At 55.9% G+C, this 25,487-nt stretch carries 21 protein-coding genes and 1 pseudogene; 15 read left to right on the top strand and 7 right to left on the bottom strand.

The genetic code is table 11. The annotated features are described in order from the left end of the window. Positions 1 to 85: 85 nt before the first annotated feature. Positions 86 to 763: an LEA type 2 family protein gene (locus B9A24_RS16215; RefSeq protein ID WP_084447064.1), complete on the bottom strand. Its 678-nt coding sequence runs from the start codon at positions 761 to 763 to the stop codon at positions 86 to 88. Between the two features lie 381 nt (positions 764 to 1,144). After that, positions 1,145 to 2,389 carry an ABC transporter permease gene (locus B9A24_RS16210; protein ID WP_084447063.1) on the bottom strand — a complete coding sequence of 415 codons (1,245 nt, stop codon included), beginning with the start codon at positions 2,387 to 2,389 and terminating at the stop codon, positions 1,145 to 1,147. 382 nt (positions 2,390 to 2,771) lie between these two features. Here B9A24_RS16210 and B9A24_RS16205 point away from each other — a divergent pair, with 382 nt between their 5' ends. After that, positions 2,772 to 4,049, top strand: coding sequence for an asparagine synthetase B (locus B9A24_RS16205; RefSeq protein ID WP_084447062.1), 1,278 nt, complete (start codon positions 2,772 to 2,774; stop codon positions 4,047 to 4,049). Between the two features lie 88 nt (positions 4,050 to 4,137). On the opposite strand, the gene B9A24_RS16200 is transcribed toward B9A24_RS16205, so the two are convergent. Next, a complete protein-coding gene (locus B9A24_RS16200) occupies positions 4,138 to 4,449 on the bottom strand; it encodes a hypothetical protein (protein WP_143434981.1) in 312 nt (103 codons plus the stop codon). A gap of 548 nt (positions 4,450 to 4,997) precedes the next feature. Here B9A24_RS16200 and B9A24_RS16195 point away from each other — a divergent pair. Continuing rightward, positions 4,998 to 6,881, top strand: a complete 1,884-nt coding sequence (locus B9A24_RS16195) for a glycoside hydrolase family 2 protein (protein ID WP_084447060.1) — start codon at positions 4,998 to 5,000, stop codon at positions 6,879 to 6,881. 101 nt (positions 6,882 to 6,982) lie between these two features. On the opposite strand, the gene miaE is transcribed toward B9A24_RS16195, so the two are convergent. From miaE to lpxK, 3 genes are read right to left on the bottom strand one after another with little or no spacing between them, the layout of a single operon-like run. Further along, the gene (gene miaE / locus B9A24_RS16190; protein ID WP_200813947.1) at positions 6,983 to 7,591 is read right to left on the bottom strand and encodes a MiaE family protein; all 609 of its coding nucleotides are present in this window, start codon (positions 7,589 to 7,591) and stop codon (positions 6,983 to 6,985) included. Positions 7,592 to 7,636: 45 nt separating this feature from the next. Further along, positions 7,637 to 9,604 carry a putative porin gene (locus B9A24_RS16185; protein ID WP_159452078.1) on the bottom strand — a complete coding sequence of 656 codons (1,968 nt, stop codon included), beginning with the start codon at positions 9,602 to 9,604 and terminating at the stop codon, positions 7,637 to 7,639. Positions 9,605 to 9,635: 31 nt separating this feature from the next. Beyond that, the gene (gene lpxK, locus B9A24_RS16180) at positions 9,636 to 10,691 is read right to left on the bottom strand and encodes a tetraacyldisaccharide 4'-kinase (RefSeq protein WP_084447058.1); all 1,056 of its coding nucleotides are present in this window, start codon (positions 10,689 to 10,691) and stop codon (positions 9,636 to 9,638) included. Positions 10,692 to 10,797: 106 nt separating this feature from the next. Here lpxK and B9A24_RS16175 point away from each other — a divergent pair, with 106 nt between their 5' ends. The 13 genes and pseudogenes from B9A24_RS16175 (at position 10,798) to groL (ending at position 24,539) form a co-directional block, all read left to right on the top strand. Further along, the gene (locus B9A24_RS16175; protein ID WP_084447057.1) at positions 10,798 to 11,412 is read left to right on the top strand and encodes a uracil-DNA glycosylase family protein; all 615 of its coding nucleotides are present in this window, start codon (positions 10,798 to 10,800) and stop codon (positions 11,410 to 11,412) included. A gap of 225 nt (positions 11,413 to 11,637) precedes the next feature. Continuing rightward, on the top strand, positions 11,638 to 12,738 hold the full coding sequence (locus B9A24_RS16165) for a Nif3-like dinuclear metal center hexameric protein (protein WP_084447056.1): 1,101 nt from the start codon (positions 11,638 to 11,640) through the stop codon (positions 12,736 to 12,738). After that, positions 12,728 to 13,477, top strand: coding sequence for a zinc ribbon domain-containing protein (locus B9A24_RS16160; RefSeq protein ID WP_084447055.1), 750 nt, complete (start codon positions 12,728 to 12,730; stop codon positions 13,475 to 13,477). Before B9A24_RS16165 ends, B9A24_RS16160 begins: the two co-directional genes overlap by 11 nt. A 124-nt stretch (positions 13,478 to 13,601) precedes the next feature. Beyond that, a complete protein-coding gene (locus tag B9A24_RS16155; protein WP_084447054.1) occupies positions 13,602 to 15,062 on the top strand; it encodes a tetratricopeptide repeat protein in 1,461 nt (486 codons plus the stop codon). Between the two features lie 36 nt (positions 15,063 to 15,098). After that, positions 15,099 to 16,373 (top strand): anthranilate synthase component I family protein, encoded by a 1,275-nt coding sequence (locus B9A24_RS16150; RefSeq protein WP_084447053.1) that lies wholly within the window; start codon positions 15,099 to 15,101, stop codon positions 16,371 to 16,373. A gap of 151 nt (positions 16,374 to 16,524) precedes the next feature. Then, positions 16,525 to 17,973: a tRNA (N6-isopentenyl adenosine(37)-C2)-methylthiotransferase MiaB gene (gene miaB, locus B9A24_RS16145; protein ID WP_084447052.1), complete on the top strand. Its 1,449-nt coding sequence runs from the start codon at positions 16,525 to 16,527 to the stop codon at positions 17,971 to 17,973. A gap of 211 nt (positions 17,974 to 18,184) precedes the next feature. Then, positions 18,185 to 18,412 (top strand): annotated as a pseudogene (locus B9A24_RS16140) (four helix bundle protein); the annotation flags it as partial. Positions 18,413 to 18,467: 55 nt separating this feature from the next. After that, positions 18,468 to 19,799: a sigma-54 interaction domain-containing protein gene (locus B9A24_RS16135; RefSeq protein ID WP_084447051.1), complete on the top strand. Its 1,332-nt coding sequence runs from the start codon at positions 18,468 to 18,470 to the stop codon at positions 19,797 to 19,799. Next, positions 19,780 to 20,313: an LptE family protein gene (locus B9A24_RS16130; protein ID WP_084447050.1), complete on the top strand. Its 534-nt coding sequence runs from the start codon at positions 19,780 to 19,782 to the stop codon at positions 20,311 to 20,313. Before B9A24_RS16135 ends, B9A24_RS16130 begins: the two co-directional genes overlap by 20 nt. A gap of 172 nt (positions 20,314 to 20,485) precedes the next feature. Then, positions 20,486 to 21,892, top strand: coding sequence for a hypothetical protein (locus tag B9A24_RS16125; protein ID WP_084447049.1), 1,407 nt, complete (start codon positions 20,486 to 20,488; stop codon positions 21,890 to 21,892). Continuing rightward, positions 21,893 to 22,309 carry a preprotein translocase subunit SecG gene (gene secG, locus B9A24_RS16120; RefSeq protein WP_084447048.1) on the top strand — a complete coding sequence of 139 codons (417 nt, stop codon included), beginning with the start codon at positions 21,893 to 21,895 and terminating at the stop codon, positions 22,307 to 22,309. 251 nt (positions 22,310 to 22,560) lie between these two features. Beyond that, a complete protein-coding gene (gene groES, locus B9A24_RS16115) occupies positions 22,561 to 22,851 on the top strand; it encodes a co-chaperone GroES (RefSeq protein ID WP_084447047.1) in 291 nt (96 codons plus the stop codon). Positions 22,852 to 22,895: 44 nt separating this feature from the next. Then, the gene (gene groL, locus B9A24_RS16110; RefSeq protein WP_084447046.1) at positions 22,896 to 24,539 is read left to right on the top strand and encodes a chaperonin GroEL; all 1,644 of its coding nucleotides are present in this window, start codon (positions 22,896 to 22,898) and stop codon (positions 24,537 to 24,539) included. A 223-nt stretch (positions 24,540 to 24,762) separates the two neighbouring features. On the opposite strand, the gene B9A24_RS16105 is transcribed toward groL, so the two are convergent. Then, a complete protein-coding gene (locus B9A24_RS16105; RefSeq protein WP_084447045.1) occupies positions 24,763 to 25,344 on the bottom strand; it encodes a BLUF domain-containing protein in 582 nt (193 codons plus the stop codon). Between the last annotated feature and the right edge of the window lie 143 nt (positions 25,345 to 25,487).

The following is a 25,487-nucleotide window of genomic DNA, read 5'->3' as shown; positions in this document are numbered from 1 at the left end:
CTTTTTTTATTGTTGAGCCGAAAGTACAAGCTCTTCTGCCCCTTCTGGGGCTAGGGCAGAGCGTGGCGTTGGCTAAGCTACTACCTTACGGCCTAGGGCGGCGGCTGAGCGAGTCGCGGCGGTCAACGGCATCGAGTACTTCGCTGGCGGTAAACTCCTTATCCACGGTCACGTAGCCGGGGGGCGAAATAGTACGGCCGCTGCTGGTCACGAAGGTTGGCTTGAGGCGCAGGGTCAGGCGCAGGGGCTGCCGGTCGCGGTCGGCCAGGCCCAGCGCCAGATTGGCCAGGGCTTCGCCCGACTGCTCGCCCATGCTTTCGCGCAGGTTGCTTTCCAGGTTGATCGGGGCCAGGGTTACGCCCTTGGGAGCCACCTCGATGCGCTCGGTGGTGCGGCCGGTGGCTACCTGCTTGCCGTCGATAAGCGCGATGTAGTCAAAGGCGTTGAGGGCGGCGGTCTCGTCGTTAGGGTTGCGCACCTCCAGGTTCACGCGCATACGCAGGGGCAGGTTGCCGGTAGCGTAGGCCACTGCCAGGCGGGCCCGGTCCACGGTGCTCAGGTCGCCGGCTCCGCGCACCCGGGTCACATCGATGCCGGCCAGGGTAGCCTGCTCCACGGAAACTAGCCGAAACTGGGCTCCCTCAAAGGCTTTGGCCTGCTGCACCTGCTCGCTGACCCCGCATTGGCTCAAACTGATGACAAACAGCAGGGCGGCAGTTAAAAACAACAGACGATAGTGGCTGGGGAAAAAGTAACCGGTCATGGGCTAAGGGAGCTGGGTGAGAACAAGAAGAGTACCTCCTGCACTACTCACCCAACACGGAAATGGTTGTCTACTAGTAGCTTATGTGGGGCATCGGAGCCCGACCGTAAGCGCTACCGTAGCAGGAACATTCCTGCGTTTTTCACTTCAGTTATTCCCCCAATGGACGCAATCAAAAATGGTATCGACGACGCGCAGGAGTTCCGCAGCCGCGGCAACTGGAACGAAGTAAAGGGCAAACAGGGTGCTGTAGGAGCGCGCCGTGGCGCGTTCAACCGTTGAACAGCCGCTCCTGGTAACGTCCAACGTCCGAACGCGCCGTGGCGCGTTCCTACAACTTCGGTCACCGGTGCAATAGTGTGACATCTGTAACCAACGGCTTTACTCGTAGCGCAGCGACTCAATCGGGTCGAGGCCGGCGGCTTTGCTGGCCGGGTAGTAGCCCGAGGCCAGCCCCACGCTCACGCAAATCACCAGGCCAATTATCATCCAGAGCCAGGGCACCAAAAACGCGCCGCCGCCGGGAATAAAGAGCGAAATGGCGTTGCCGCCGGCCACGCCCAGCACGATTCCCAAAGCGCCGCCCATCACGCAAATCACGATAGCTTCGATGAGAAACTGCTGGCGAATCTGAAGGGCCGTAGCGCCCAGGGCCTTGCGAATCCCGATTTCGCGGGTGCGCTCCGTCACCGATACCATCATGATGTTCATGAGGGCGATGCTGGCCCCGAGCAGCGTAATAAAGCCCACGATAAAGCCCCCCGTACGCAGGTTGCCCGAGAGGCTGTCGAGGGTGGCTACGGCCGAGTCACTACGTTCCAGCTCAAACGAGTCTTCCTGCCCGAGCCGGTCGCCGCGCACGGCGCGCATGATGCCGGTGGCCTGCCCCATAATAAAGGTGAGGTTGTCGGGGTCGGTGGTGGCGGTTTTGATGTCGAAGGTGAGGGCGCGCTGCCGGGGCAACTGGTTGCCGGTAATCAGCGGGATGAGCACGAGCCGGTCGGCCCCCCCGCCCCCGCCCATGCCGCTGCCGCTGGCTTCGAGCTGCCCGATAATCTGGAAACGCTGACCCAGAAAGAACACGTACTGATCAATGGCAGATTGATTGGGGAAAAGCTTGTCCTTGATTTCGGGGCCCACAATGGCCACATTGGCGCCCACCTCCAGCTCGGAAGGCGAGAAGGCGCGGCCATCCTCCAGATTGTAGCTCTGAATGCGCAGGTAGTTCTCATCGCCGGCCACCACCTGCATATTAGGGTTGGTTTTGAGGCCGCCCGCTTTTACTTCGGTCGCGCCGGTGATGAAGGCGGATATGCCTACCTGCGCATCGTCGCCGAGGCGCTCTTTGTACTGCCGGGCCTGTAAATAATTGATGGCCGGATACGTGCGCCCTTGCACGCCGCCGCGCCGGAAGCGGTTTGTATAGCCTTTGGCCGTCAGCTCAAAGGAATTGGCCCCCAGACTGGCGAAGGTGTTAGTCAGGGACGACTTGATGGCGTCGATGGCGGTGAGAATGCCCACCAGCGACATGATGCCGATGCTTACAATGAGGGCCGTCAGCACGGTGCGCAGCAGGTTGCTCTGGATGGAACGGAAAGCTTCGCGGATGTTTTCTAGCAAATGCATAAAGGTGGCCTGATGGCAACAAGACGTACACGAAATGGCCGGCGGCGTATACCCTTCAAAACGGCCTAAAGAAGCCTCCCAGCCTACTTTGACCCGACGACTACTGCCGCAAGGTAGCCGGTTTTGGGCACTTTCCAGCCGGGTTTTACTACCTTTAAATCGCTGATTGACGCTGGTTTTTGTAATTTCGCTGATTATTTTTTCACTAGTCCAAACGCGGTAGAGACGCAAGATTTTGTGACTCGTCGTTGAACGGCCGAAACCGTATTGTTCAGGCTTAATAACCTTAGCAACGAGGAGACGCAACTATGCGTCTCTACCCTGTTCTAGCATTGCTAATTGATTTGACTCTAGTAACTCACCTTTTGAATTTCAGAATCCGATGATCCTACAACGCTTTTCGTTTCTGCTGTTGCTGGCGGCCCTGTGGCTAAGCGCGCCCGTGGCCGCCTGGGCCAATCAGATTCTGATTCCGATGGATAAGGCCCAGAAAGAGCACCTGAAAGCCTACGGCGCCACGTACTGGCTGCTCAGCAAGCAGGTGGAGGTCGATTGGCTGCTCAACTACCGCGGGGGGGCTTTTTCCTGCCCCGCCGGGCCGGGCATTGAAAACGAGCTGACCGTGCGTGGGGTGAGCTTTCAGGTTATTTCCTCGGCCCAGTACGGCAGCATCTTGCAGGAAATAGCCGACCCCAATGCCAACATGGACATCATGAAGCTGGAGAAGGTGCCCAAAATCGCGGTGTACACGCCCAAGGACAAGCAGCCCTGGGACGATGCCGTGACAATGGTGCTGGCGTACGCCGAAATCCCGTTTACCCAGATCTACGACGACGAAGTGCTGCGCGGCGACCTGCCCAAGTACGACTGGCTGCACCTGCACCACGAGGACTTTACGGGTCAGTACGGCAAGTTTTACGCTACCTACCGCAACCGCCCCTGGTATCAGCAGCAGCAGCGCGATTCGGAAGCCGCAGCCAAGCGCAACGGCTTCGCCAAAGTAAGCCAGATGAAAGGCGCCGTGACCGTCAAAATGCAGGAGTTTATTGCCGGGGGGGGCTTTTTGTTTGCCATGTGCTCGGCCACCGACTCCTATGATATTGCCTTGGCCGGCCTGGGCCTGGACATGGTGGAAAGCATGTACGACGGCGACCCCGCCGACCCCACCGCCCAAAGCAAGCTCAACTTCAACCGCACGCTGGCTTTCAAAGACTTTCAGCTCGTGCGCGACCCGTTTCAGTACGAGTATTCCAGCATCGATATGCAGCCCCAGGAGCGCGGTGTGTACGAAGACAACGACTATTTTCAGCTCTTCACCTTCTCTGCCAAGTACGACCCGGTGCCTACCATGCTTACCCAGAATCACGAAAAAACCGTGAAGGGATTTATGGGCCAGACCACCGCTTTTCGCAAAAGCCTGGTCAAGTCCGACGTCATCGTGATGGGTGAAAACAAGCAGTCGAATGAGGTACGCTACATGCACGGCACGCTGGGCAAAGGCACCTGGACCTTCTATGGCGGCCACGACCCCGAAGACTATCAGCATTTGGTAGAGGAAGAGCCCACCGACCTGGCCCTGCACCCCAACTCCCCCGGCTACCGCCTGATTCTGAACAACATTCTGTTTCCGGCGGCCAAAAAGAAAAAGCAGAAGACCTGAGAAATGCTACGCGCAGATCTACAACGAAAAAGCCCCCCAGCCGACTTCCTAAGTCATCTGGGGGGCTTTTTTGAATAATATGCTACGGCTACTTCGCGGTTGTAAGCTGGGTTGTTGGACTCAGCTGCACGATCTGGCGGGGCAGTGCCGGAATATCTTCATTCTTGTAGGGGTCGATATCCAGCGTCAGCTGCACCAGCACTGGCTGGCCACTAGCCACACCCGACACGATGAGCTGATACGCTATGCCGCCCGCTTCGGTCATGTAGCTCAGCTTATAGCCTTTGGCGGGCTTACCGGCTATGTAGCACTCGAAAGGGGCCATGTCGGTTTTCTTATGCTCTTTTTTCATTTGCCTGGCAAACTCTTCCGGGGCTGTTCTCATGACCGCGTAGTCCATGTACATCCAAGTTATTTCGTACTTATCGCACTTCACCTGGTAAGGGCTGGTGCTGGCGCAGCCCCCGGCCACTTCTATATTCTGTCCACAAAAGTTGACGGTCGGTGCAGGGGCTGAAGTCGTAGCTGGTGTTTTCGTCTGGCCGAATGCCAGCGCTGTACAAAACACCAAAACGAGAGTACAAATACTTTTCATGGTTATAGCTATGCGTATGATCCAGCTGTCACAAAAATATTCAATTCAGTAGCTCATGGAATACCTGCAGGCCCGAAGCTGTTGAACTGACTTTAATGAAATGTAGCTTATTTCTACAAACAGTGTGCCTCTATATTTTCACATTCCCCTTTGGCGGGTTTTGCAAGGTTGAGCTAGGCCCCGCCGTACCTAGCTAAGATGCAAGCCCGGATGAACGTACAGGTTCTTTCCCATAAATTCATACACGAAACGAATTAGGCCGTATGGAGGTCTTGGGGGGCAAATTCAGGAACTCCTACAAGAAGTACCACCCCTCATTCGTTCTCGCCCCGCCTACCCTTAACCCCGCCCGTATGGATCTTGATCATTCCAACTACGGCTTTTCGGTCAGCAAAGAAGAAGACCGCCTGACCGAAGACCTCGCCAACCCCCTACCCAGGGCCGTATTACGGTTCAATTCCTATTCGCTGCTCGACGGGGAATGGCGCTTCGCTATCGACGAGGCCGACGCGGGTCTGCCCGACGGCTGGTACCTGGGCTACGATTATAAGCATACCGCGCAATGGCCGGGCTCTATTGAGGAGCACATGGCGCAGGCCAAAGACCAACCCCACTCCGCCGGCTGGCACGATAAAGTAGTGGCTTGGTACGAGCGCGAATTCACGCTGCCCGAGCTGGATGAGTCGATAGAGCATTCACGCACCATGCTTCAGCTGACCTTTGGGGCCTGCGGCTACGAGACGCGGGTGTGGCTCAATGGTCGTCTGCTTCGCACCATTGAGGGCGAGGATGTGCACTACGGCGAGTATACGTCGTTTTCCTACGAGCTACGCCAGGAAAACCTGCACCTGGTGAACCGCCTGACCGTGCGCATCGCCGACGCCATGGATGCCGAAACGCCCCGCGGCAAGCAGGAGTCGCATGTATATAAGCGCGGCGGTATCTGGTACCAAACCTATACCGGCGCCGTGCGCAGCGTATGGCTGGAAGTGGTAGAGCGCAATCGCCTTCGCTCCCGCGTGGGCGTGGTGAGCATAGTGGAAGACCAGCTGGTCCGCTTCAATCTCACCACCCGTGTCCACGACCCCGGCTGCTATACGCTGCGTCTCAAAGTGTACGAGCGCGATGCGGCCGATGATAGCACTCCCCTCGCTACCTCCGATTTTCCGTTGCGTCTGGAGGCCGGCCAAAAATCGCAGCGGGTAGTGCTGGAGCTGCCTGGCGCGGCCCTGTGGGCACCGGGTTCGCCTCACCTGTATCGCCTCGTGGCCCAACTCATTGATGCCGAGCAGTACACGGCCCAGATTGAGTCATACTTCGGGCTGCGTAAGATAGAAGCCCGCGGACGCTACGTGTACCTGAACAACCAGCCCGTCTACCTCGACGGTATCCTGTACCAGCCGGGCACGGCTACCTATGAGGAAATGCGCCGCCACATGTACGCCATGAAGGAGCTGGGCTGCAACCTGGTGCGCGTACACATTGCCGGCGTTGACCCGCGCATCTATAACCTGGCCGATGAGCTGGGCCTGCTCCTCTGGGTGGAGGTGCCCAGCCCTCACAGCTCGACTCCGCGCAGCCGCGAGAACCACCAGGCCGAGCTGCTACGAATGGTGGCGCTGATCGAAACGCACCCTTCCGTCGTCATCTGGAGCCTGTACAACGAAGACTGGGGGGCGCAGGATATTGCCACCAACCCCGAAACCCGCGACTACATCGTGGAGATGTACCACTACATGCAAATTGCCCACCCGCAGTTTCTGGTGGTCGATAATGATGGCTGGCACCACATTTCGCACACGGGGCGGCTGAAGTCTGACCTGCTCACGGCCCACCTCTATACCCCCGACCTGGACCGCTGGCGCGAGCTGCTCGACCGCCTCGTGGGGGGCGAAATGGAAGGCACGGCGGCCTTCCCCCTCGTGGTGGGCGACCCGTTTTTCTATCGCCGCCAAGTGCCGCTCATCGTTAGTGAGTGGGGCGGTTTCGGCTTCCCGGACTACGGCGGCCCCAAAGACGCGAATGAGCGCACGGAGCGGATTCGCGACTTTAAACGGGAACTGCGGGCCCGCCCCATTGCCGGCGACGTCTATACCCAGGCAACCAATATTGAGGAGGAGCGCAATGGCCTGATTGATCAGGCAACGGGCGCGCTGAGCGTGCCATCGGGGCTGCTGGCCTCCCGTGCGGAAGAGCAGCAAGGACAGCCTCAGCCCACGGAGAAACAAGTTTCCTAGCTCAACCAAAAGCCCCCCAGACGACTTCCGGGGGGCTTTTGGTTTTTAAGTAATTCTTGCCGGCTCCTTAAGCTTTCAGCCGTAGCTACTCAGATCAAATACTAATGCATCCGGTCGTCGCGCACGGGAAGGTTGGTTACGATTTCGCCCTCAATCTGAAGTAGCTCCTGAAGGCGTGTATCTACCTCCTGCTTGTCGCAATACTCCTTGGCAAGTTCTACGTAGCTCACGAAGTGCCCGGCTTCGGACACCATCAGCTCATAGTAAAACTTCGATAAGTCAGGGTCTGGGATGTGCTTCCACAATAGCTTGAACCGCTCGCAGCTGCGAGCTTCTATCAGCGCGCTTACCAGCAACTGATCCATCAGCTGCCGCTCACGGGCACCGCCTTTGCGGACGTGAGCCATTAGCTGTACTACGTACTCGTCGCGGCGCGGCCGTCCAAGGGCGTGGCCGCGCTTGCGCAGCTCATGCAGCACCCGCTCGAAGTGCGCCCACTCCTCCGCTACCAGTTCGGTCAGCTCATCCACCAGGCGCGTTTTTTCGGGGTATTTCACGATCAGGCTGATGCCCGTGCTGGCAGCTTTCTGCTCGCAGTAGGCATGATCAACAAGAATATCCTCGATGTTTTTGCTAGCAATATCTACCCACCGCGGGTCAGTATTCAGCTTAAGCTTGAGGATGGTTTTTTCTTTTGAGTCCTGAGACATGGGATAAGAGTTGAAAGGCGGTCATGCAGCATGACGTTCTTATTTCTAATCAAAAAACTGCCACTTCAGGCCTACTTCAAAGCGGCGGGGCAACCCGGTGTAATAGGGAGTGGTGAAATAACCGTTGCGGTGCAGGCCTTGGTTGAGGTAAGCCATTTTCAGGAATACCGACACCGTGCGAATATCGATATTCACGAAGGCATCAAGCAGGGAATAGCGCCGGATTCTGAACTGATCCTGCACGAAAAACTGCTGGGTGCTGGGGCTATAATCGTAGGCCCGGAAGCGCGACTGGTAATAATATTCTGTTCCGATCTGACCAAACAGGGCCTGTTTGAAGATATAGCCCTGGTAGTACACCTTCGCGTTGGCTACTAAGCTGGGGATGCGCAGTCCTTCCTGGTCGCCGCCCAGCGTGTAGGTGCCCTGGTTGTCGGCGAAGAAGTTGCCGACCTGAAAGCGGTGCCGTACCCCCACGATAACCAGCTGCCGCTGCTCGGAAAGCTGAGCAGGCTCCGCCTGCTCATTATAGTACACGAGGCTAGAAATGTTAGCCAGCGCCACCGACGCTTGCAGGCGCTGCTTGCCTAAGGTCTGATCGAGGCGGCCGGTCAGCTGGTTAACGAAGGTATTATCAAAATCGTAGTTCTCCCACACATAATGATTGCCGCTAAACTCCCGCTCCGTAAGCGTAGGCGCATACGTGGCGCTGAAAAACTCAGCGGTCAGGGGACCAGTGCGGGCGGCAGCCCGGCCCCAGTACTCCAGCGTGCCGCGTGCCGGGCCCGGCTTGGTAATATCCGGAATCTTGACTTCCCCGGCAGCTTCTACCCCAAAGATGCGGTAGCGGAAGGCCGCATTGCCCCCCAGAAAGATCTGGTTGTAGGTTCGGGTGGGTAGACTATCCAACGTGATGCTCCTGTCTCTTCGGCTACCCGTAACCAGGCGGGCCAGGCGATGGCGGCCATATAGCCGGTATTCTACCAGATTGGTAGCGCCTAGCACCCCCACGGTATTCTCGGCTTGGCCGTAACGGGCGGAGTCGTAGGTAACGGTGGGATTCAGGCGGGTGCGTGGGTAGTAGAGCGCCTCCGTAGTACCGCGCGGAATCGCGGCGTCGTTGTAGCGGTTGGTTTGCCGGCTGATATCCAGTACGTGGAAGGCCGTGAGACCCTTGCCCAGCAGGCGGTAGGTTTGGGCCAGATGGATGTGGTCGCGGTTATCGACGTTTACGGCTTGGGTTAGCCATATCCGCTCGTCGGCGTAATCGAAAAGATTTTCGGTAAGGATCCGGTTATCCGTGCTTTTGTCTTCGGGTTGGGGCCGGATGCCGCCCTGCTCTACGGCCTGATGGCGGGCCGTATTCACGTTAAACAGCAGGTGGTACCGGTCGTCGGTGGTTTGGTAGCGCACAAAGAAGAGCACACCCGAGTGCCGGCTCAGGCCTTCGGATCCTGTTTCCGTAAAGATCTTATTCGAGGAAAACCGCTCGTAGGCGAAACCCACATTGGCGTTGCGCTTGATGCTGCGGCTGTACGAGAGCTCAAAGACCTGTTCGCCGGTACTGCCCTGCACGAAGCGAAAAAACGTGTAGGGCGAGCGGGTATCGTAGTATGGAATGGTGGCCGAGTTGCGCATGTACTTATCAAATACAGTACGGCCCAGACGCGCGCCCAGCTGGATATTCGGCTCCCAAAGCAAACGGCGCGAGGCCGTGCCGCCGTTGCCCAGGTCCTGCTGAAAAGTGCTGTCGTGGTACCAGTTGCGGGCCTGCTGCATCCCAACCAGGGTCGTATCAACTGTGCGGCCCTCTTGCTTGTCGCGCAGCACGTCGGCCTCCCGAATGACGAGGGTGGTTTTAGCACCATAGAGAACTTTAGTGGTATCATCGACCACCTGGGCCTGCGTCGTAAATGGGCCAAAAAAGCCCCCCAGCAGTAGCAAGAGCCCCGAGAGCCCGCGAAAGAGCCGGCTGGTAAGCAGCGTACGGACAGGTACCGAACAGTTGGGCACAGGCGTGGAAAAAAGCGAAAACAGCGAAAAGTCAGACAACAGCTTGGGGCTGAAAGTAGGGAGAAAGCAATTGCCGCAGCCGTGTGGCGTCATCGGCCAGAAACTGCACGGTAATCGGGATGTAAAAGACCGGCAGCTGCGCGACCGCCGTCCGCAAGCCAGGTTCGAGCAGGCGCACGGCATCCTTCTGGGTGGTAAAAACGCATTGGCCGGGTTGTAATTGTGCAGCCACCGCAGCTACATCAGCCGCGCTGAAAGCGTGGTGGTCGCCGTAGCGGGCGTGGTGCCCGATACGGTAGCCGGCCGCCGCCAGATACGCCCGCAGCGGTTCGGGCCGCGCAATGCCCGTAAGCAGCACGATATCGGTGCCGGGGGGCTTTTTCAGGCTACCCAACGCCACGGGCTCGCCATAAGCATAGGTTGAAAAAAGAACCGGCACGTTAGGCCGGGCATAGCGCCGAATCTGCCGGGTAATTTCCTCGCGCTGAGCCGAACTCAGCATGTCGGCGCACTTCGTAACGATTACCGCATCGGCGCGGCGGGCGCCAGCGCGGCTTTCGCGCAAACGGCCGGCGGGCAGCACATAGTCGGTATAAAACGGGCGCTGCTGCTCGGTAAGCAGAATGCTGAGCGCGGGGCGCACGCGCCGGTGCTGGTAGGCATCATCCAGCACAACAGTCGTCAGGTCAGGTCGAGCGGCCAGTAGCAGGGTTAAGCCCGCCCGCCGATCCTCGGCAACTGCCACCGGAATTTGCCCCCCAAAGTCCTGATAATGCTGCAACGGCTCGTCGCCGATGGTAGCGGCGGTAACGGCAGTATCGGCTAAGCGGAAGCCCTTGGTACTACGCCCGTAGCCCCGACTCAGAATGGCGAGTTTTGCCCCATGAGTCCGTAGCTCCGCCACCAGCCAGGCTACATGAGGCGTTTTGCCGGTGCCCCCCACGCGCAGGTTGCCGACACTTATTACCGGGGTTTCAAAAGCGAATGATGATTTCAAACCCTTATCATACAACCAGTTGCGTACTGCCATCACTCCGGCATAAAGCCAGGCAAACGGAAGCAGCAGCAAGACCAAGAAATGAGGCATGGGGAATAATAGGGCTTGGGGGGCAAAAGTACGCGGAAATGCAGAGTACGCCACTTTTGCTGTTTACGGGTAGTATCACGTATGCACAGGCAACTTCCCCGCTACTATGTCCACCTTCGGTGCCCGCCTCCTGCATTTTCTGACAAGCTTTCCCCTGCCCGAAACGCTGCCTGACAACGTCCTGGCTTTCAGCCCTTATCTGGAAGTGGCTCCCCAGGCGTTGCTCACTCAATTTGCCGGCCGCTACTACGCCGACCATCGGCCTCGGGTGGCGCTGCTGGGCATTAATCCGGGCCGCCTGGGCAACGGCCGCACCGGCGTAGCCTTCACAGATCCGGTGGCCCTAACTTCCTGCGGAATTCCAAATGCACTGCCCCAACAACGGGAGCCATCGAGTCAGTTTATACACGAAGTAATCAGGGCGTTGGGCGGTCCGGCGGGTTTCTTCGACAGCTTTTTTCTGGGCTCGCTCTATCCCCTGGTCTTATTGCGCGAAGGCCGCAACTACAACTATTACGACTCGCCCGCCCTGACCGCAGCGCTGGCCCCGGCCATCCGCCTTTCTTTGCAGCTACAAGTGCACGACGTGGGCCTGCGCCGCGACGTAGCCATCTGTTCTGGGCCGACGCAACGGGGAATACCTCACGCGGTGGAACCAGGAGCTAAAGCTATTCGACCAGATTCATATTCTAGACCACCCGCGTTATCTGATGCAATATAAGCGGCGCGATTTGGCCGCGCATGTAACGCGCTACGTGGACGTGCTCACGGAGGTAATCAACTAATAAGCAGAGCTTAAACTTGCGCCTATCATGCTGAGCCTGTCGAAGCATCTCTCCCGCTTCGTTGAATTAGCACCGAGGTAGATATGCTTCAACTCCGCTCAGCATGACATTTTTTCGTTTATCCCTTATTTATGCCCTCTTCATTTCTTAATTAAGAAAGTATGCCTACCGTCGCTGACCTTGCCCGCTCCCTCGAAACGGCGGCGCCCCTCGCCTACCAGGAATCGTATGACAATGCGGGCCTGCAATGCGGTGATCCACAAGCAGAGATAACAGGCGTCCTGATTGCCCTCGACTGCACCCCCGCTGTGCTCGATGAGGCTCTAAAACGGGGCTGCAACGTGGTGGTGGCTCATCATCCGGTCATTTTTCGCCCCCTCAAAAGCCTGACCGGGGCTACGGAAGTAGAGCGCACTGTATTGAAGGCGCTGAAAAATGACATTGCCATCTACGCTGCCCACACCAACCTCGACAACGTACGCCACGGTGTAAATCGCAAGCTCGGTGAAAAGCTGGGCTTGCGGAACCTGCGCATTCTGGCCCCCACGAGCGGCAATCTGGCCAAGCTCATCACCTATATTCCGCCGAGCCATACGGAGGCCGTTTTGCAAGCTCTTTACCAAGTCGGTGCCGGCCAAATCGGTGATTATTCAGATTGCAGCTTTCGCTCCGATGGCGTGGGCACTTTCACGCCCGGTTCTGCAACAAATCCTTTTCAAGGACAACCGGGCCAACCCGAAACAACGGCCGAACAGCGCGTGGAAGTGCTGTTGCCTCTGCACCGGCAGAAAACCGTCCTTCGGGCGCTCCGGCAAGTCCATCCTTACGAAGAAGTAGCCTATGAAATAGTCAAGCTCGAAAACGAAAACCAGGAGGTAGGCGCTGGTATGATTGGTGAATTGCCCCAGGAGCTGACCCCGGCTGCCTTTCGGCAACAGCTGCGCGCTATTCTGGGCGTGCCCGTCGTGAAGCACACCGACTTCAACCAGCTCATCCGCCGCGTGGCTTTGTGCGGGGGCGCCGGCAGTTTTCTCCTGAATAAAGCGCGGGCGGCCGGCGCCGATGCCTACGTAACAGGCGACTTGAAATATCATGAGTTTTTTGGTCCTGAGGGAGATTTGCTGCTCTGCGATGTGGGTCATTTCGAGAGCGAACAATTCACCAGTGAGCTATTTCAGGAATTGCTAACCTCAACGTTTTCGAGTACTTTTGCGGTCTTAATCGCAGAGACCCTCACCAACCCCGTCCGTTATGACTTCTAACCCCACCGCGGAAACCCCCGTTGCCAACAAGCTGGAGGCCCTTTTGAACCTACAGCGCATTGATTCGCAGCTCGATGAAATTCGGCGCGTGCGCGGCGACTTGCCCGAGGAAGTCCGTGACTTAGAAGACGAGATTATTGGCTATGAAGTGCGTGTAGGCAAGTTCGACGAGGAAATCTCGGGCCTCAACGACCAGATTAAGCAGCGCAAACAGGCCGCGAAAGATGCTGAGGGCCTCATTCGCAAGTATGAGGAGCAGCAGCAAAACGTGCGCAACAACCGTGAGTACGAGGCAATTGCCAAGGAGATTGAGTTGCAGCGCCTGGAAATTCAGATTTCAGAGAAGAAAATAAAAGAAGCTCAGTACCAGATTGAGCAGAAAAACAACGACATCGCCGGCACTAAGCAGCGCCTCGATGAGCGCCGCAAAGACCTGACGAACAAGCAAGGTGAGCTGCAAACCATTGTGGGTGAAAGCGAAGCCGACGAGAAAAAGCTTATGACGGAGCGCGATGGTGCGGTGAAGCCAATCGAAGAGCGTTTGCTTATGGCCTACACGCGCATTCGCGGTAACGTTCGCAACGGCCTGGCCGTGGTGACGGTGAAGCGCGATGCCTGCGGTGGCTGCTTCAATACGGTGCCCCCTCAGCGCCAGGCCGACATCATCTCGCATAAGAAGATCATCGTGTGCGAGCACTGCGGACGGGTTCTGGCTGATGTAGACTTGAAAGCCGCGTAACTTTAAGTAGTATACTGATTGTAAAAAAGGAACGGCCCGGCGTCGTTCCTTTTTTGTTTAAATGCAGATGAGATTTCCCTTAGAGGAGCGCAGAGGGTTACGCAGAGGGGCGCAGAGGCTGTTTTTGGTCTGGCTGTTTTCCGCCGCGAACCTCTGCGTAACCCTCTGCGCTCCTCCGCGGGAACCCACGGCAGCGCTTACCCCTACGCAAGCCCGCGCCTACGCCGAAGTGCTGAAGCTACGCGTGCCCGCCGCCCGCGCCCTACTGCGCACCGAAGGCCCGACCAGCACCGGCACGATGCTGGTCGCTGATTGTCTGGAGATGGTGGAAATTCTAATCAGCCAGGATGCAAAGGGCTATTCTGCCATGTTGGAAGCGCAGGATCAGCGCTTGAAAACATTAGAAAAAGCCCCCCAGAGCCCACTGCGCGACTATTCTACCGCCGAAATCCGACTTCACCAAGCGGTGTTGCAGGTTGTTTTCGAGCATGAGGTTCAGGGAGCCTGGAACTTGCGGCAGGCGTATCAGCAGATGCAGAGTGTCGCCAAGCGCTATCCAAATTTCCTACCCGCGCGTAAGTCACTGGGTATGCTGGAGTTTGCTATCGGCTCCCTGCCTGAGGGTTACCGCTGGTTTTTGCGATTGCTAGGCTTGAGTGGCAGCGTAGATTCCGGCTTGCAGCACCTGCGCGCCGCCGCCCAGCGGCCCCACGATTTTCAGATGGAAAGCCAGCTACTTCTGGCGCTGGTAGAAGAAACCTACTATCGGCGAAGCATCGAAACAACTCAACTGGTCACGCGTTTAGCCGCGCAGCAGCCGGACAATCTACTACTTACCTTCTTGGTTATCAGCCAGAACAAGAAGCTGCACCGCACCGACCGCGCGCTGGCCGCTTTTCGGGCGCGACCCACTGGCCCAAGCTATTTGCCGGTGGCCTACCTGCACCATATGGCGGCCGACTTGCTGCTTTATCAAGGTCAGTTCGCCGCTTCCGAACGCGAAAACCTGAGGTTCTTACAGCTCTACCGTGGGCAGCACTACCGGAAGGCCGCCGCTTTCAAGCTCTATCTTGCCGCCTTGCTCGATGACAAACAATCTGCCGCCGACCACTACCGCCAGCAAATAGCTGCTGGCGGCCGCACTATAGTAGAGGAAGACACTTATGCTCAGCGTTTTTTCGAGGAGAAAAGCCCCCTGCATCCTATCCTGACCCGTGCCCGCCTCCAGCTCGACGGCGGCTACTATCAGGAGGCGCTCGCCACGCTAAAAACGTTTTCCGTCACGAATAAAACCAGCTTGCGCGACCAGTTAGAAGCGCCTTACCGCCGCGCCCGCGCCTATCATGGCCTCACCCAACTGGATTCGGCCCGGTACTTCTACACCCGCACAATTGCGTTATCTAAAGAACAGGCGCCCTACTATTTTGTCCCCCAGGCTGCCTTGCAGCTAGGATATTTATACCAATCAGCGGGTCAGACTGAGCTTGCCCGGAAATACTTTCGTCAGGCGCTTCAGTACCCCAAGCACGAGTACAAAAACAGCACAGATATGAAGGCGAAAGTGGCTCTGGCGGAGCTTGACTAATACTATACAAGCTTTAACGAACCTTCCCTTCGCCCCGTGTTAGTCGTTCCACTGTCCAGCTTATCCATTACGCCCGCTGAGTTTCGGGCGAAAGCCTTGCATTGGGCTGCTTGTTTCCAATATTGCGCCTACTACGAGCCTAATGACCTGCCCTATCCGCAGGGGGCTTTCTCCCGTCTGCTAGGTGTGCGGGCTACTGCTGCGCCGGCACCTGCCACTCTGAATGAGTTGAGAGCCTGGCTGGACCAATCCACCAACGCCCCGCGTTGCGGCATTTTAAGCTATGAACTAAAGAATCAGATAGAGTGTCTTAACAGCCATCATTTCGATAGCTTATCTTTTCCTGATCTTCATTTTTTTGAGCCTGAGAGCTGGCTGATCTGGCACTCAGATTCGGTGGAGATTCACGGTCTGGGGGGCATTTTTGATGAAATTTTAGCGATTTCAGTACCAGCGCCTGCGGCCGCTTCGGTGCCTCAAATGCGGGCCCGGATGCCTAGGGGTTCTTATCTCGCGGCCGTAGCGGCTATTCAGGAAGATATTCTGAATGGAGAAGTTTACGAGCTAAATCTTTGTCAGGAGTTTTATGCTGAACACGTTGACATAGAGCCCGTTTCTACCTTTTTACAGCTCAATTCAGCGTCGCCTACCCCTTTCGCCGGGTTCTATAAATGGCAGGATCAGTACTTACTATGCGCGTCGCCCGAGCGATTTCTGCGGCAGCAACACGATGTGCTTCTCTCGCAGCCTATTAAGGGCACAATCCGCCGCGGCCTGACAGCGGAGGAAGATGAGGAGCTGCGCCAGCAATTGCGCCAAAACGAGAAGGAACAAGCTGAGAATCTGATGATTGTGGACTTAGTGCGCAATGACCTCGCCCGCGTGGCTGTCACTGGTTCGGTGCAGGTGCCCGAACTATTCGGCCTTTACAGCTTCCGCCACGTCTGGCAGATGATCTCGACCGTGCAAGCCCGACGCCGGCCCGAATGCGACTTAGTGGATACGCTGCGCGCCACCTTTCCCATGGGCTCCATGACGGGTGCCCCCAAGATCAGGGCCATGCAATTCATTGAGCAGTATGAGCATAGTCGCCGGGGCCTGTATAGTGGCAGCCTCGGCGTCATCTGGCCCTCCGGCGACTTCGATTTTAACGTGGTCATTCGCAGTCTGCAATTCAACGCCGCCACGGGTTACCTATCCTTTCAGGTCGGCTCTGCCATCACCTACGATTCGATCCCGGAGCTAGAATATGAAGAGTGCTTGCTGAAGGCAAAAGCGATGCTGGAGGTTTTGGGCGCTGAGGTTGTTTAACGACCAGATGCACGAGAAGACACTCTGGCTCGTTTTTAAGCCGGCGTGCTTTGCAGAAAGAGCCCAAATCTTACTTATTGTAACCTCTGCCATTCTGTCATTTTAAGCCTAAAAAGCCTACCTTTGCCCTCCTTATTAGTGTTTGACCGCTATGTCGCAGCCCATTCTTACTCTCGACTTTCTAGATACTCCGGCCCCCACCGCCCCTGCTGATCACGCCCATACCCCCAGTGGTGAGGTCCGGGTTAGCGCCGCTACCAGCACCGGCCGGCAGCGCAAGCTCTACATTGAAAGCTATGGTTGTCAGATGAATTTTTCTGACTCTGAAATCGTGTCCTCCATTCTGTTTCAGGAAGGCTTTGATACCACAGAACAGCTTGAAGGCGCCGATTTGGTGCTGCTCAATACCTGCTCTATCCGGGAAAAGGCTGAGCAGACGGTACGTATGCGGCTTTCCCAAATCAACGGACATAAAAAGCGCAACCCCGGTTTGCTGGTTGGCGTGCTGGGCTGCATGGCTGAGCGCCTGAAAACCAAGTTTTTAGAAGAAGAAAAGATTGTGGACCTCGTGGTAGGGCCCGATGCTTACCGCGACCTGCCCCGCCTGATTCAGGAAGTAGATGGGGGGCAAAAAGCGGTGAACGTGCTCCTCTCCCGTGAGGAAACGTATGCCGATATCACGCCGGTACGCCTGAACTCCAACGGTGTATCAGCCTTCGTAAGCATCATGCGCGGCTGCGACAACATGTGCTCCTTCTGCGTAGTGCCCTTTACCCGTGGACGGGAGCGCAGCCGCGATGCACACAGCATCGTGCGCGAGTGCCAGGACCTGATTACCGCTGGCTACAAGGAAGTTACCATGCTAGGCCAGAATGTGGATAGCTATAAATGGGCTTCGGAAGACGGTCTGGAACAGGTCAACTTTGCCCAGCTCCTGGAGCGTGTGGCTCTGCTCAGCCCCGAGTTGCGGGTGCGCTTTTCCACGTCTCACCCCAAAGATATTACCGACGAGGTGCTGCACACGATGGCCCGCCACGACAACATCTGCAACTATATTCACTTGCCCGCCCAAAGCGGTAACTCGCGGGTGCTCAAGCTAATGAACCGTACCTACGACCGCGCTTGGTACGAAGATCGGGTACAGGCCATCCGCCGCATCCTAGGCGACGATTGCGCCATCAGCACCGATATGATTTCGGGCTTCTGCTCCGAAACCGAGGAGGAGCATCAGGATACTCTGAGCCTGATGGAGCAGGTGCAGTACGATATGGCCTACATGTTCTTCTACTCGGAGCGCCCCGGCACCCTGGCCGCTCGCAAGTTGGAGGATGATGTGCCGCTGGAGGTAAAAAAGCGACGCCTGGCGGAGGTCATTGCCGTTCAGCAAAAGCACAATCTTATCCGTAACCAACGCGCTATTGGACAGGTACACAAGGTACTGGTTGAGAACTTCTCTAAGCGTTCCGATGACTTCCTGAGCGGGCGAAACGACCAAAACAAGGTTGTTATTTTCCCGAAAGAAAATTTTCAAAAAGGCGACTACGTGAACATACTGGTGCATGACTGCACGGCCAGCACTCTGTTTGGCAACGCAGTGTAAAGCTGGTTGTCGGTTTTTGGCCCTGTTCTGCTTAGCTTTTAAACTGCATTTTCTGGCTCTATTTTATGAACGAAGTGAACCAGCAAAACTACAAGGACCTGCAGGTGTGGTAGCACAGCCAGGAACTGGTAAAGTTGGTTTATACCCTGACCCAGTCTTTTCCAACGAAGAGAAATTTGGTTTAACTATTCAGATGTAACGGGCAGCGGTATCCGTTCCATCTACTATTGGTGAGGGCAGGGGCCGACAACATCCCAAGGACACTATTCAGTTTTTGGTAATAGCCAGTGGTTCCCTTTACGAGTTGGAAACGCAATGTTATCTAGCTTTCGACTTATCTTTTATTGGGGCGGAACAGTTACAGTATATCAATGAGAAAATCGTCAACTGTATCCAGTTAGTACAGGGATTTATTCGCTACTATCATTCATTAGGTTGATGGAAGTGGCTTCCGACTGAGCCAAGAACCGAAAACCAAAAACCAAAAACCAACTTTGACACCTTCCGAAATACAATCTATTAAACAGCGCTTTGGCATCATCGGCAATGCGCCGGCGCTGAACTACGCCATTCAGGTGGCCGCTCAGGTGGCGCCCACCGACATGACCGTGCTTATTTCGGGGGAAAGCGGCTCAGGTAAGGAATCTTTCTCCAAGATTATTCATGCCCTCTCGCCCCGCAAGCACGGACAGTTTATCGCCATCAACTGCGGCGCTATTCCCGAGGGAACCATTGACTCCGAGCTATTTGGGCACGAAAAAGGCTCGTTTACGGGAGCCAATGAGGCACGCAAGGGCTACTTTGAAGTAACGAATGGGGGCACTATTTTTCTGGATGAAATCGGGGAAATGCCGCTTGGTACGCAGGCTCGCTTGTTACGCGTGCTCGAAAATGGGGAATTCATTCGAGTTGGGGCTAGTAAGGTGCAGAAGACGGACGTGCGCGTAGTAGCGGCCAGTAACGTGAATTTGCTCGACGCCGTGCGCGAAGGCCGGTTCCGCGAAGACCTTTACTATCGTCTCAACACGGTTCCGATTTCAGTTCCATCACTACGTGAGCGTGGCGATGATATTTATCTACTATTCAGAAAGTTCGCGACCGACTTTGCCGAGCGCTACCGCGTAAAGCCGATTAGCCTTACCCCCGATGCGGTAGCTGAATTGCAGCGCTTTCGGTTTCCCGGCAACATCCGGCAGCTAAAGAATATTGCTGAGCAGATGTCGGTGCTGGAAATGGAGCGCGAACTGGATGCCGCCCGCCTGCGACAGTATTTGCCCGCCGATCAGAGCAGCCGCTTGCCCATGCTGCTCAGCGCCGCCAACTCTGATGGGGGTGCCAACAACACGTACTCAGAGCGCGACCTGCTTTACAAAGTACTGTTTGATATGCGCCGCGACATGACAGACCTAAAGAAGCTGGTTCTGGACCTGGCCGCTGGGCAGCGTCCGGCCGAGGCGCAGGAGCTTCTGCGGCAGAACAGCCACTTATTCAACAATTTAAATGTGGCTTCTTCCTACGAAGGCGGCCGCCTTAATCGTCCTGCGGCCACTGAAGGGCCTGGCGAGTACTTTATTACCCCGCGCCCCGTTAGTGATTTGAACGACAGCGAGGAGGAGATGACTTACGAAGATGAGGCCCAGCGAGTAGAGGACATCCCGCACGAAATGGAGGAAGAAACGTTGTCGCTGGAGGCCAAGGAGAAGGAAATGATTATGAAGGCGCTCAAAAAGCACCATAACAAGCGCAAATACGCTGCCCACGACCTGGGTATTTCGGAGCGCACTCTGTACCGCAAACTCAAGCAATATGATTTGGAGCAGCTCTAACCGCTTGACTAATTGGCTATTGGGGGGCTTTTTTCTGTTTCTGCTGGCCGGTTGCAGCGTGTACTCCTTCACGGGCACCAACATCGACCCTGAGGTAAAAACCATCTCCATCGCAACGTTTCAGAACAACGCCGGTAATGGGCCATCCTTTCTGGCTCAGCGCTTTACAGAGGATTTCAAGGACTACTTCCAGCGTAATACCACGCTCAAACTCGTGCCCCGCGATGGTGATCTACAATTTGAGGGAGCCATCACGGCCTATGATTTTGCGCCGGCCGCTATTCAGCGCGAAGGCAACGTTGACCAGGCCGGCCAAAACCGCCTGACTATTCAGGTGCAGGTAAAGTTTGTGAACACGAAAGACCCTTTACAGGATCTGGAGCAGACTTTCCAGAGCAGCGACAACTTTTCCGCTACTACCGACATTACCACCATCAATAATGACCCGCGCGTCCGCGTCATTACTAACAATATCATTACCGACGTTTTTAATAAATCGGTAGCCAACTGGTAGTCACTCTGGCGTCGGGCTTGATAGTTATGCCACGGCACCCGTTTAGTGAATAAATTACCGTATTGTTGTCGGCTCGAAAAAGTCGGGCTTCATTAGGCCCATTTAAATATCAGTAGCCATTTTCAAGCTGAACATCAGCTCTCAGCCAACCCATACTTTAGTACCGCACATCATGACCCGCGCCTCGCTGCTGCATATTCTGGACAATTTGGGGGACATTTCGGAGACGGAAGTTCAGGAGCTAGAGCAGTTGGCAGCTACTTTTCCTTACTGTCAGACTGCTCATTTACTGCTGGCAAAAGCTGCCCATGACCGGGGCAGTATGCTGGCAGCCCAGCGCCTGCGCCGCGCCGCCACCTACGCCGTAGACCGGCAGCGCCTGCGCGCCCTTATTGAATTGCCTGCCCTTCTCCCCGCTATAGCCGAGGCGACGCAGGTAGCGGTGGCACCGGCCCCGCTTGAAATTGCCCCCCGGCCCGCGCTGGCCAGTACGGCCATCTCCGCGCCGGAAGAATCACAGGCTACTTCAAACACAAGTGGCTCTGAGCTGGAACTACCGAATCCTCATCATCTTGGCAGCATTGATCTGGCCGTTACAACGGATTTACAGGAACCGCCCATTTTAGCAGAAGATGAGGTAGCAGAGGAAGGAATTACGGTAGCAACTCCTTTCCCAGAAGAGGCTTTCGCTACAACATCATTCTCCAATGTAAGCGAGGTTAATGAGCCGCAATCAATAGAATTGACTGAGCAGGAGACAGATGTGGAAGCGACGGCATCTGACAAACAAGATTCTCTATTGGCGGCAGAAACTACTGGGGAGGATGCTGACACAGCGACGGCCGTAGAAGCCGCATCTGCAACAGAAGCCGAGCTTAGTCTGTCGTTACGCGAAACTCCCGAGATACTCATTGGGCCAAGTGATTTTCCCGGTCCAGGCGAAACGGAGACTGTTAGCGAGGTGTCTGAGGAAGAATTGCCACTTGCGACGCCACCTATCAGGCCCCCGGCTGAGGCAGGTTCTTCGCGCTTCGAGTTTGGTCTGGCGCAAGCCTTACCTGCGGCCATGCCGACTTACAACTTGTTTGAGGTGGAAAAAGCCCCGGCTAAAACGACTGCGGTTATTCCCCCTTTCTGGGCCGATGAAGAAGTGGGCTATGCGCCTGACTTGGGAAGTCGCCTAGGGTTTTGTCTTCAGACCCACGACGAATACAGTCTGAATTTGCCCCCCGACGCTTTTTTTGCGCCTGATGCGCTATTGCTTCAGCACGTAAAGCAGCACCAGCCCAAACCCGTACCTGTTCCAAAAAGCATTGACCTGATCGATCAGTTTCTGCGGAGTAAGCCGCGGTTTAAGGCCCCCTTGCCTCTGCCTCCAACCACCGAGGCGCAAGCCGATTTATCGGTGCGGAGCACGCTGGCTGAGCCTGGTTTGGCGTCGGAAAGCCTGGCGCGCATTCTGGCACGGCAGGGCAAAATTGTCAAGGCCATTGAAATATATGAACGGCTGATGGTGCGCCAGCCGGAAAAAAAGGCGTATTTTGCCGACCAAATCCAACAACTGCAAACCTTCGAGTAGATGTATATTGCCCTCATTGCCCTGATTATTTTTGTTTGCTTGCTCCTGGCTCTCGTTGTATTGGCCCAAAACCCGAAAGGGGGTGGACTATCAAATCAGTTTGGTTCCGGTGGCGCGGCCAACCTGATGGGCGTGAAGCGCACCGGCGACTTATTGGAACGTCTGACCTGGGGTTTCGCCCTGGGCCTAATGGTTCTGACGCTGGGTACCCACATGATTATTGGCAGCGGCAACGATGGCCCCGCTCGCAGCATTAACCAGCAGCGCGCCCTCGAAACCCAACTACCTACGACTCCAGCCCCGACTGCACCTGGCGCTACCGCTCCTGCGGCTCCAAGCACGCCAGTTCCAGCCCAGCAGCCAACTCCGGCTCAGCAGCCAGCCGCAACTCCTGCTCCAGCACCGGCAGGTCAGTAAGCAGCCGCTACTTTAATCCTAGAAACTATAGCCGGTGGTTCCCAGTCAGGGAGCTACCGGTTTTTTTGTATTGTTTCAAACGTGTCAGGTCCGGCCGGATCTGACACGTTTGGCAGCCGAATCGTAGCATTCAGCTCCAAAAAAGTTCACATTCATGTCCATTATGTCAGGTTTGAGCGGGCTGGCATAAGAAGTGCCGGGGACGGCGCACGGGTTTATTCACTCAACATCTTTCAACCAAAACGTACAATATGTCACTTAGCATGAAACCGCTGGCCGACCGCGTAATTATCGCGCCAGCCGCCGCCGAGGAAAAAACCAAGTCGGGCATCATCATCCCCGATACGGCCAAAGAAAAGCCCCAGCGCGGCGAAGTAGTGGCCATAGGCGAAGGCAAGGTAGCCGACAGTGGTACCCTCATTGCCCCCCAGGTAAAAGTAGGCGACCAGGTGCTTTACGGTAAGTATGCCGGCACTGAAATCACCGTTGAAGGTGAAGACTACCTCATCATGCGTGAGTCTGACATTTTCGCCGTTCTGTAAGGGTTTCCTTTTCTTTCCTGAATTACCTCTCTATTTAAAATAAGATGGCTAAGAACATCCAATTTGATACCGACGGCCGCGACAAGCTAAAACGCGGTGTAGATAAGCTGGCTAACGCCGTGAAAGTAACCCTGGGCCCGAAAGGCCGCAACGTGGTTATCGACAAGAAATTCGGCGCTCCCACCATCACCAAGGACGGTGTGACGGTAGCCAAAGAAATTGAACTGACTGATCCCGTAGAAAACATGGGTGCTCAGCTGGTAAAAGAAGTTGCTTCCAAGACCGCTGACCAGGCTGGTGACGGTACTACTACCGCTACCGTATTGGCCCAGGCTATTTACACGGCTGGCTCGAAGAACGTAGCTGCTGGTGCCAATCCCATGGACCTGAAGCGCGGTATCGATAAAGCCGTGAAGGCAGTAGTGGAAAACCTGAAAGCGCAGTCGAAGAAGATTGAAAACTCTTCGGAAATTGCTCAGGTAGGTACTATTTCGGCCAACAATGACTCGGAAATCGGTCAAATGATTGCCGACGCCATGGACAAAGTGGGCAAAGAAGGCGTTATCACGGTGGAAGAAGCACGTGGCACGGAAACCGAAGTAAAAACGGTGGAAGGTATGCAGTTCGACCGCGGTTACCTCTCCCCTTACTTCGTAACCAACCCGGAGAAGATGGAAGTGGAACTGGAAAACCCTTACGTTCTGATCTACGACAAGAAAGTGAGCACCATGAAGGAGCTGCTGCCCGTATTGGAGCAGGTAGTTCAGACCGGTAAGCCGCTGGTTATCGTTTCAGAAGATGTTGATGGCGAGGCTTTGGCTACGCTGGTAGTGAACAAGCTGCGCGGTTCGCTGAAAATCGCAGCCGTGAAGGCTCCCGGCTTCGGCGACCGTCGTAAAGCGATGCTGGAAGACATTGCGGTGCTGACTGGTGGTACCGTGATTTCGGAAGAGCGCGGCTACAAGCTCGACAGCGCTACGATTGAGTACCTCGGTACTGCTGAGAAAATCATCATTGACAAGGACAACACGACCATCGTCAATGGTAAAGGTGAAAAGGCCACTATCACGGCTCGCATCAACGAAATCAAAGCTCAGATTCAGACCACCACGTCGGATTACGACAAGGAGAAGCTGCAGGAGCGTTTGGCCAAGTTGTCGGGTGGGGTTGCTATTCTGTACATCGGTGCTTCTACGGAAGTGGAGATGAAAGAAAAGAAAGACCGCGTTGACGATGCCTTGCACGCAACCCGCGCTGCTGTTGAAGAAGGCGTAGTACCCGGCGGTGGCGTGGCTTTAGTGCGCGCTATCGAGTCTCTGGCCGCTGTTAACACGCTGAATGGCGATGAGCGTACGGGTGTAAACATCATTCGCACGGCTCTGGAAGCTCCGCTGCGCATTATCGTGCAGAACGCCGGTGGCGAAGCCTCGGTAGTCGTACAGAAGGTGCGCGAAGGCTCAGGCGATTACGGCTACAATGCCCGCGAAGACCGCTATGAGAACCTGATGGCCGCTGGTATCCTCGACCCAACGAAAGTAACGCGTCTGGCCTTGGAGAATGCCGCTTCTATCGCCGGCCTGCTTCTGACCACTGAGTGCGTTATCTCGGATGAGCCAGAAGATGAGAAAGCCAGCGCTGGCGGTGCCGGTGGCATGGGCGGTATGGGTGGCATGGGCGGCATGATGTAAGATCAGCCGCGCAGCTAGCTTAGCTGTTCGCTTATAAATAAAAAAGCCCCCCAGACAAAATCTGGGGGGCTTTTTCGTGCATTATATGTACCTTTTTAGAGATATGCGTCTTCGAAAAATTCAGATAGCCTAGTGAACATTTGTTGGCTTAGCGTAGAATTATGTCCATTTACTAAAAGAACCCCTTTGAGCACTTTCTAATCCTGAAAGCCTGTTGCGTTGCTTAGGCCCGAGTAAAGGCCTCCAGCAACAGCCGTAAAGCAGGATCTTGCACATACTGGCGTGCCAGCTCTTGATCATCGCTGGGCCGCGCCAAACTGGTTAGCACCCAGTGGAACTCGTCGGCGTCTACCCGTACAAAGCCCATCTGCCAGTTCGCAAAGAAGCGCTGCCCGCTGGCCTCATCGTAGAGGGTGGTGACCTGCGCATGGCGCGGGTCGCGCTGAATACGCTCGTAGAGGGCGTGCACATGCTCGGGCGTGCCTTCCAGCAGTTGCACGAACTGCCGCTCACTATAGCACAGCACGCCCGTGATGCCGTGCGCTTCATTATGCGCGCGTGACTCGTCCATCAGGGCGCGGAGGTGGTCCTCCGCAAAGGCCTGAGTCGCCCGGCTGCGATAGAACAGCTGCTGCACGCGCGTATCGAGCCTCTGTAACACCTGGTCCAGGGTCAGCTCGCCCAAGGCGTAGCGTTCCAGCAGCGTACGTTCGTAGGCCTGCGGCGCTAAGGACGTGTTGGTGGCCAGCGCAGTAGCCAACGCAATGGCGCGGCGTCGGGCGGCTTCGGTGGAGAGATCGTCCATATCTTGGGTTGTACGGCCCCGCGTCCGGAGCAACTACAGGTTCTTTTAGTAAATGGACATAATTCTACGCTAAACCCATAAAATGCTTTCACAGCACCTAGCTTCAAAAAGCACTTATAAAACATAAAAAAGCCCACCGACCA

The organism is Hymenobacter roseosalivarius DSM 11622 (assembly GCF_900176135.1).
Taxonomy (GTDB): Bacteria; Bacteroidota; Bacteroidia; order Cytophagales; family Hymenobacteraceae; genus Hymenobacter; species Hymenobacter roseosalivarius.
The sequence above is the reverse complement of the archived record's forward strand: the minus strand, read 5'-3'. Positions and strand labels throughout refer to the sequence as shown.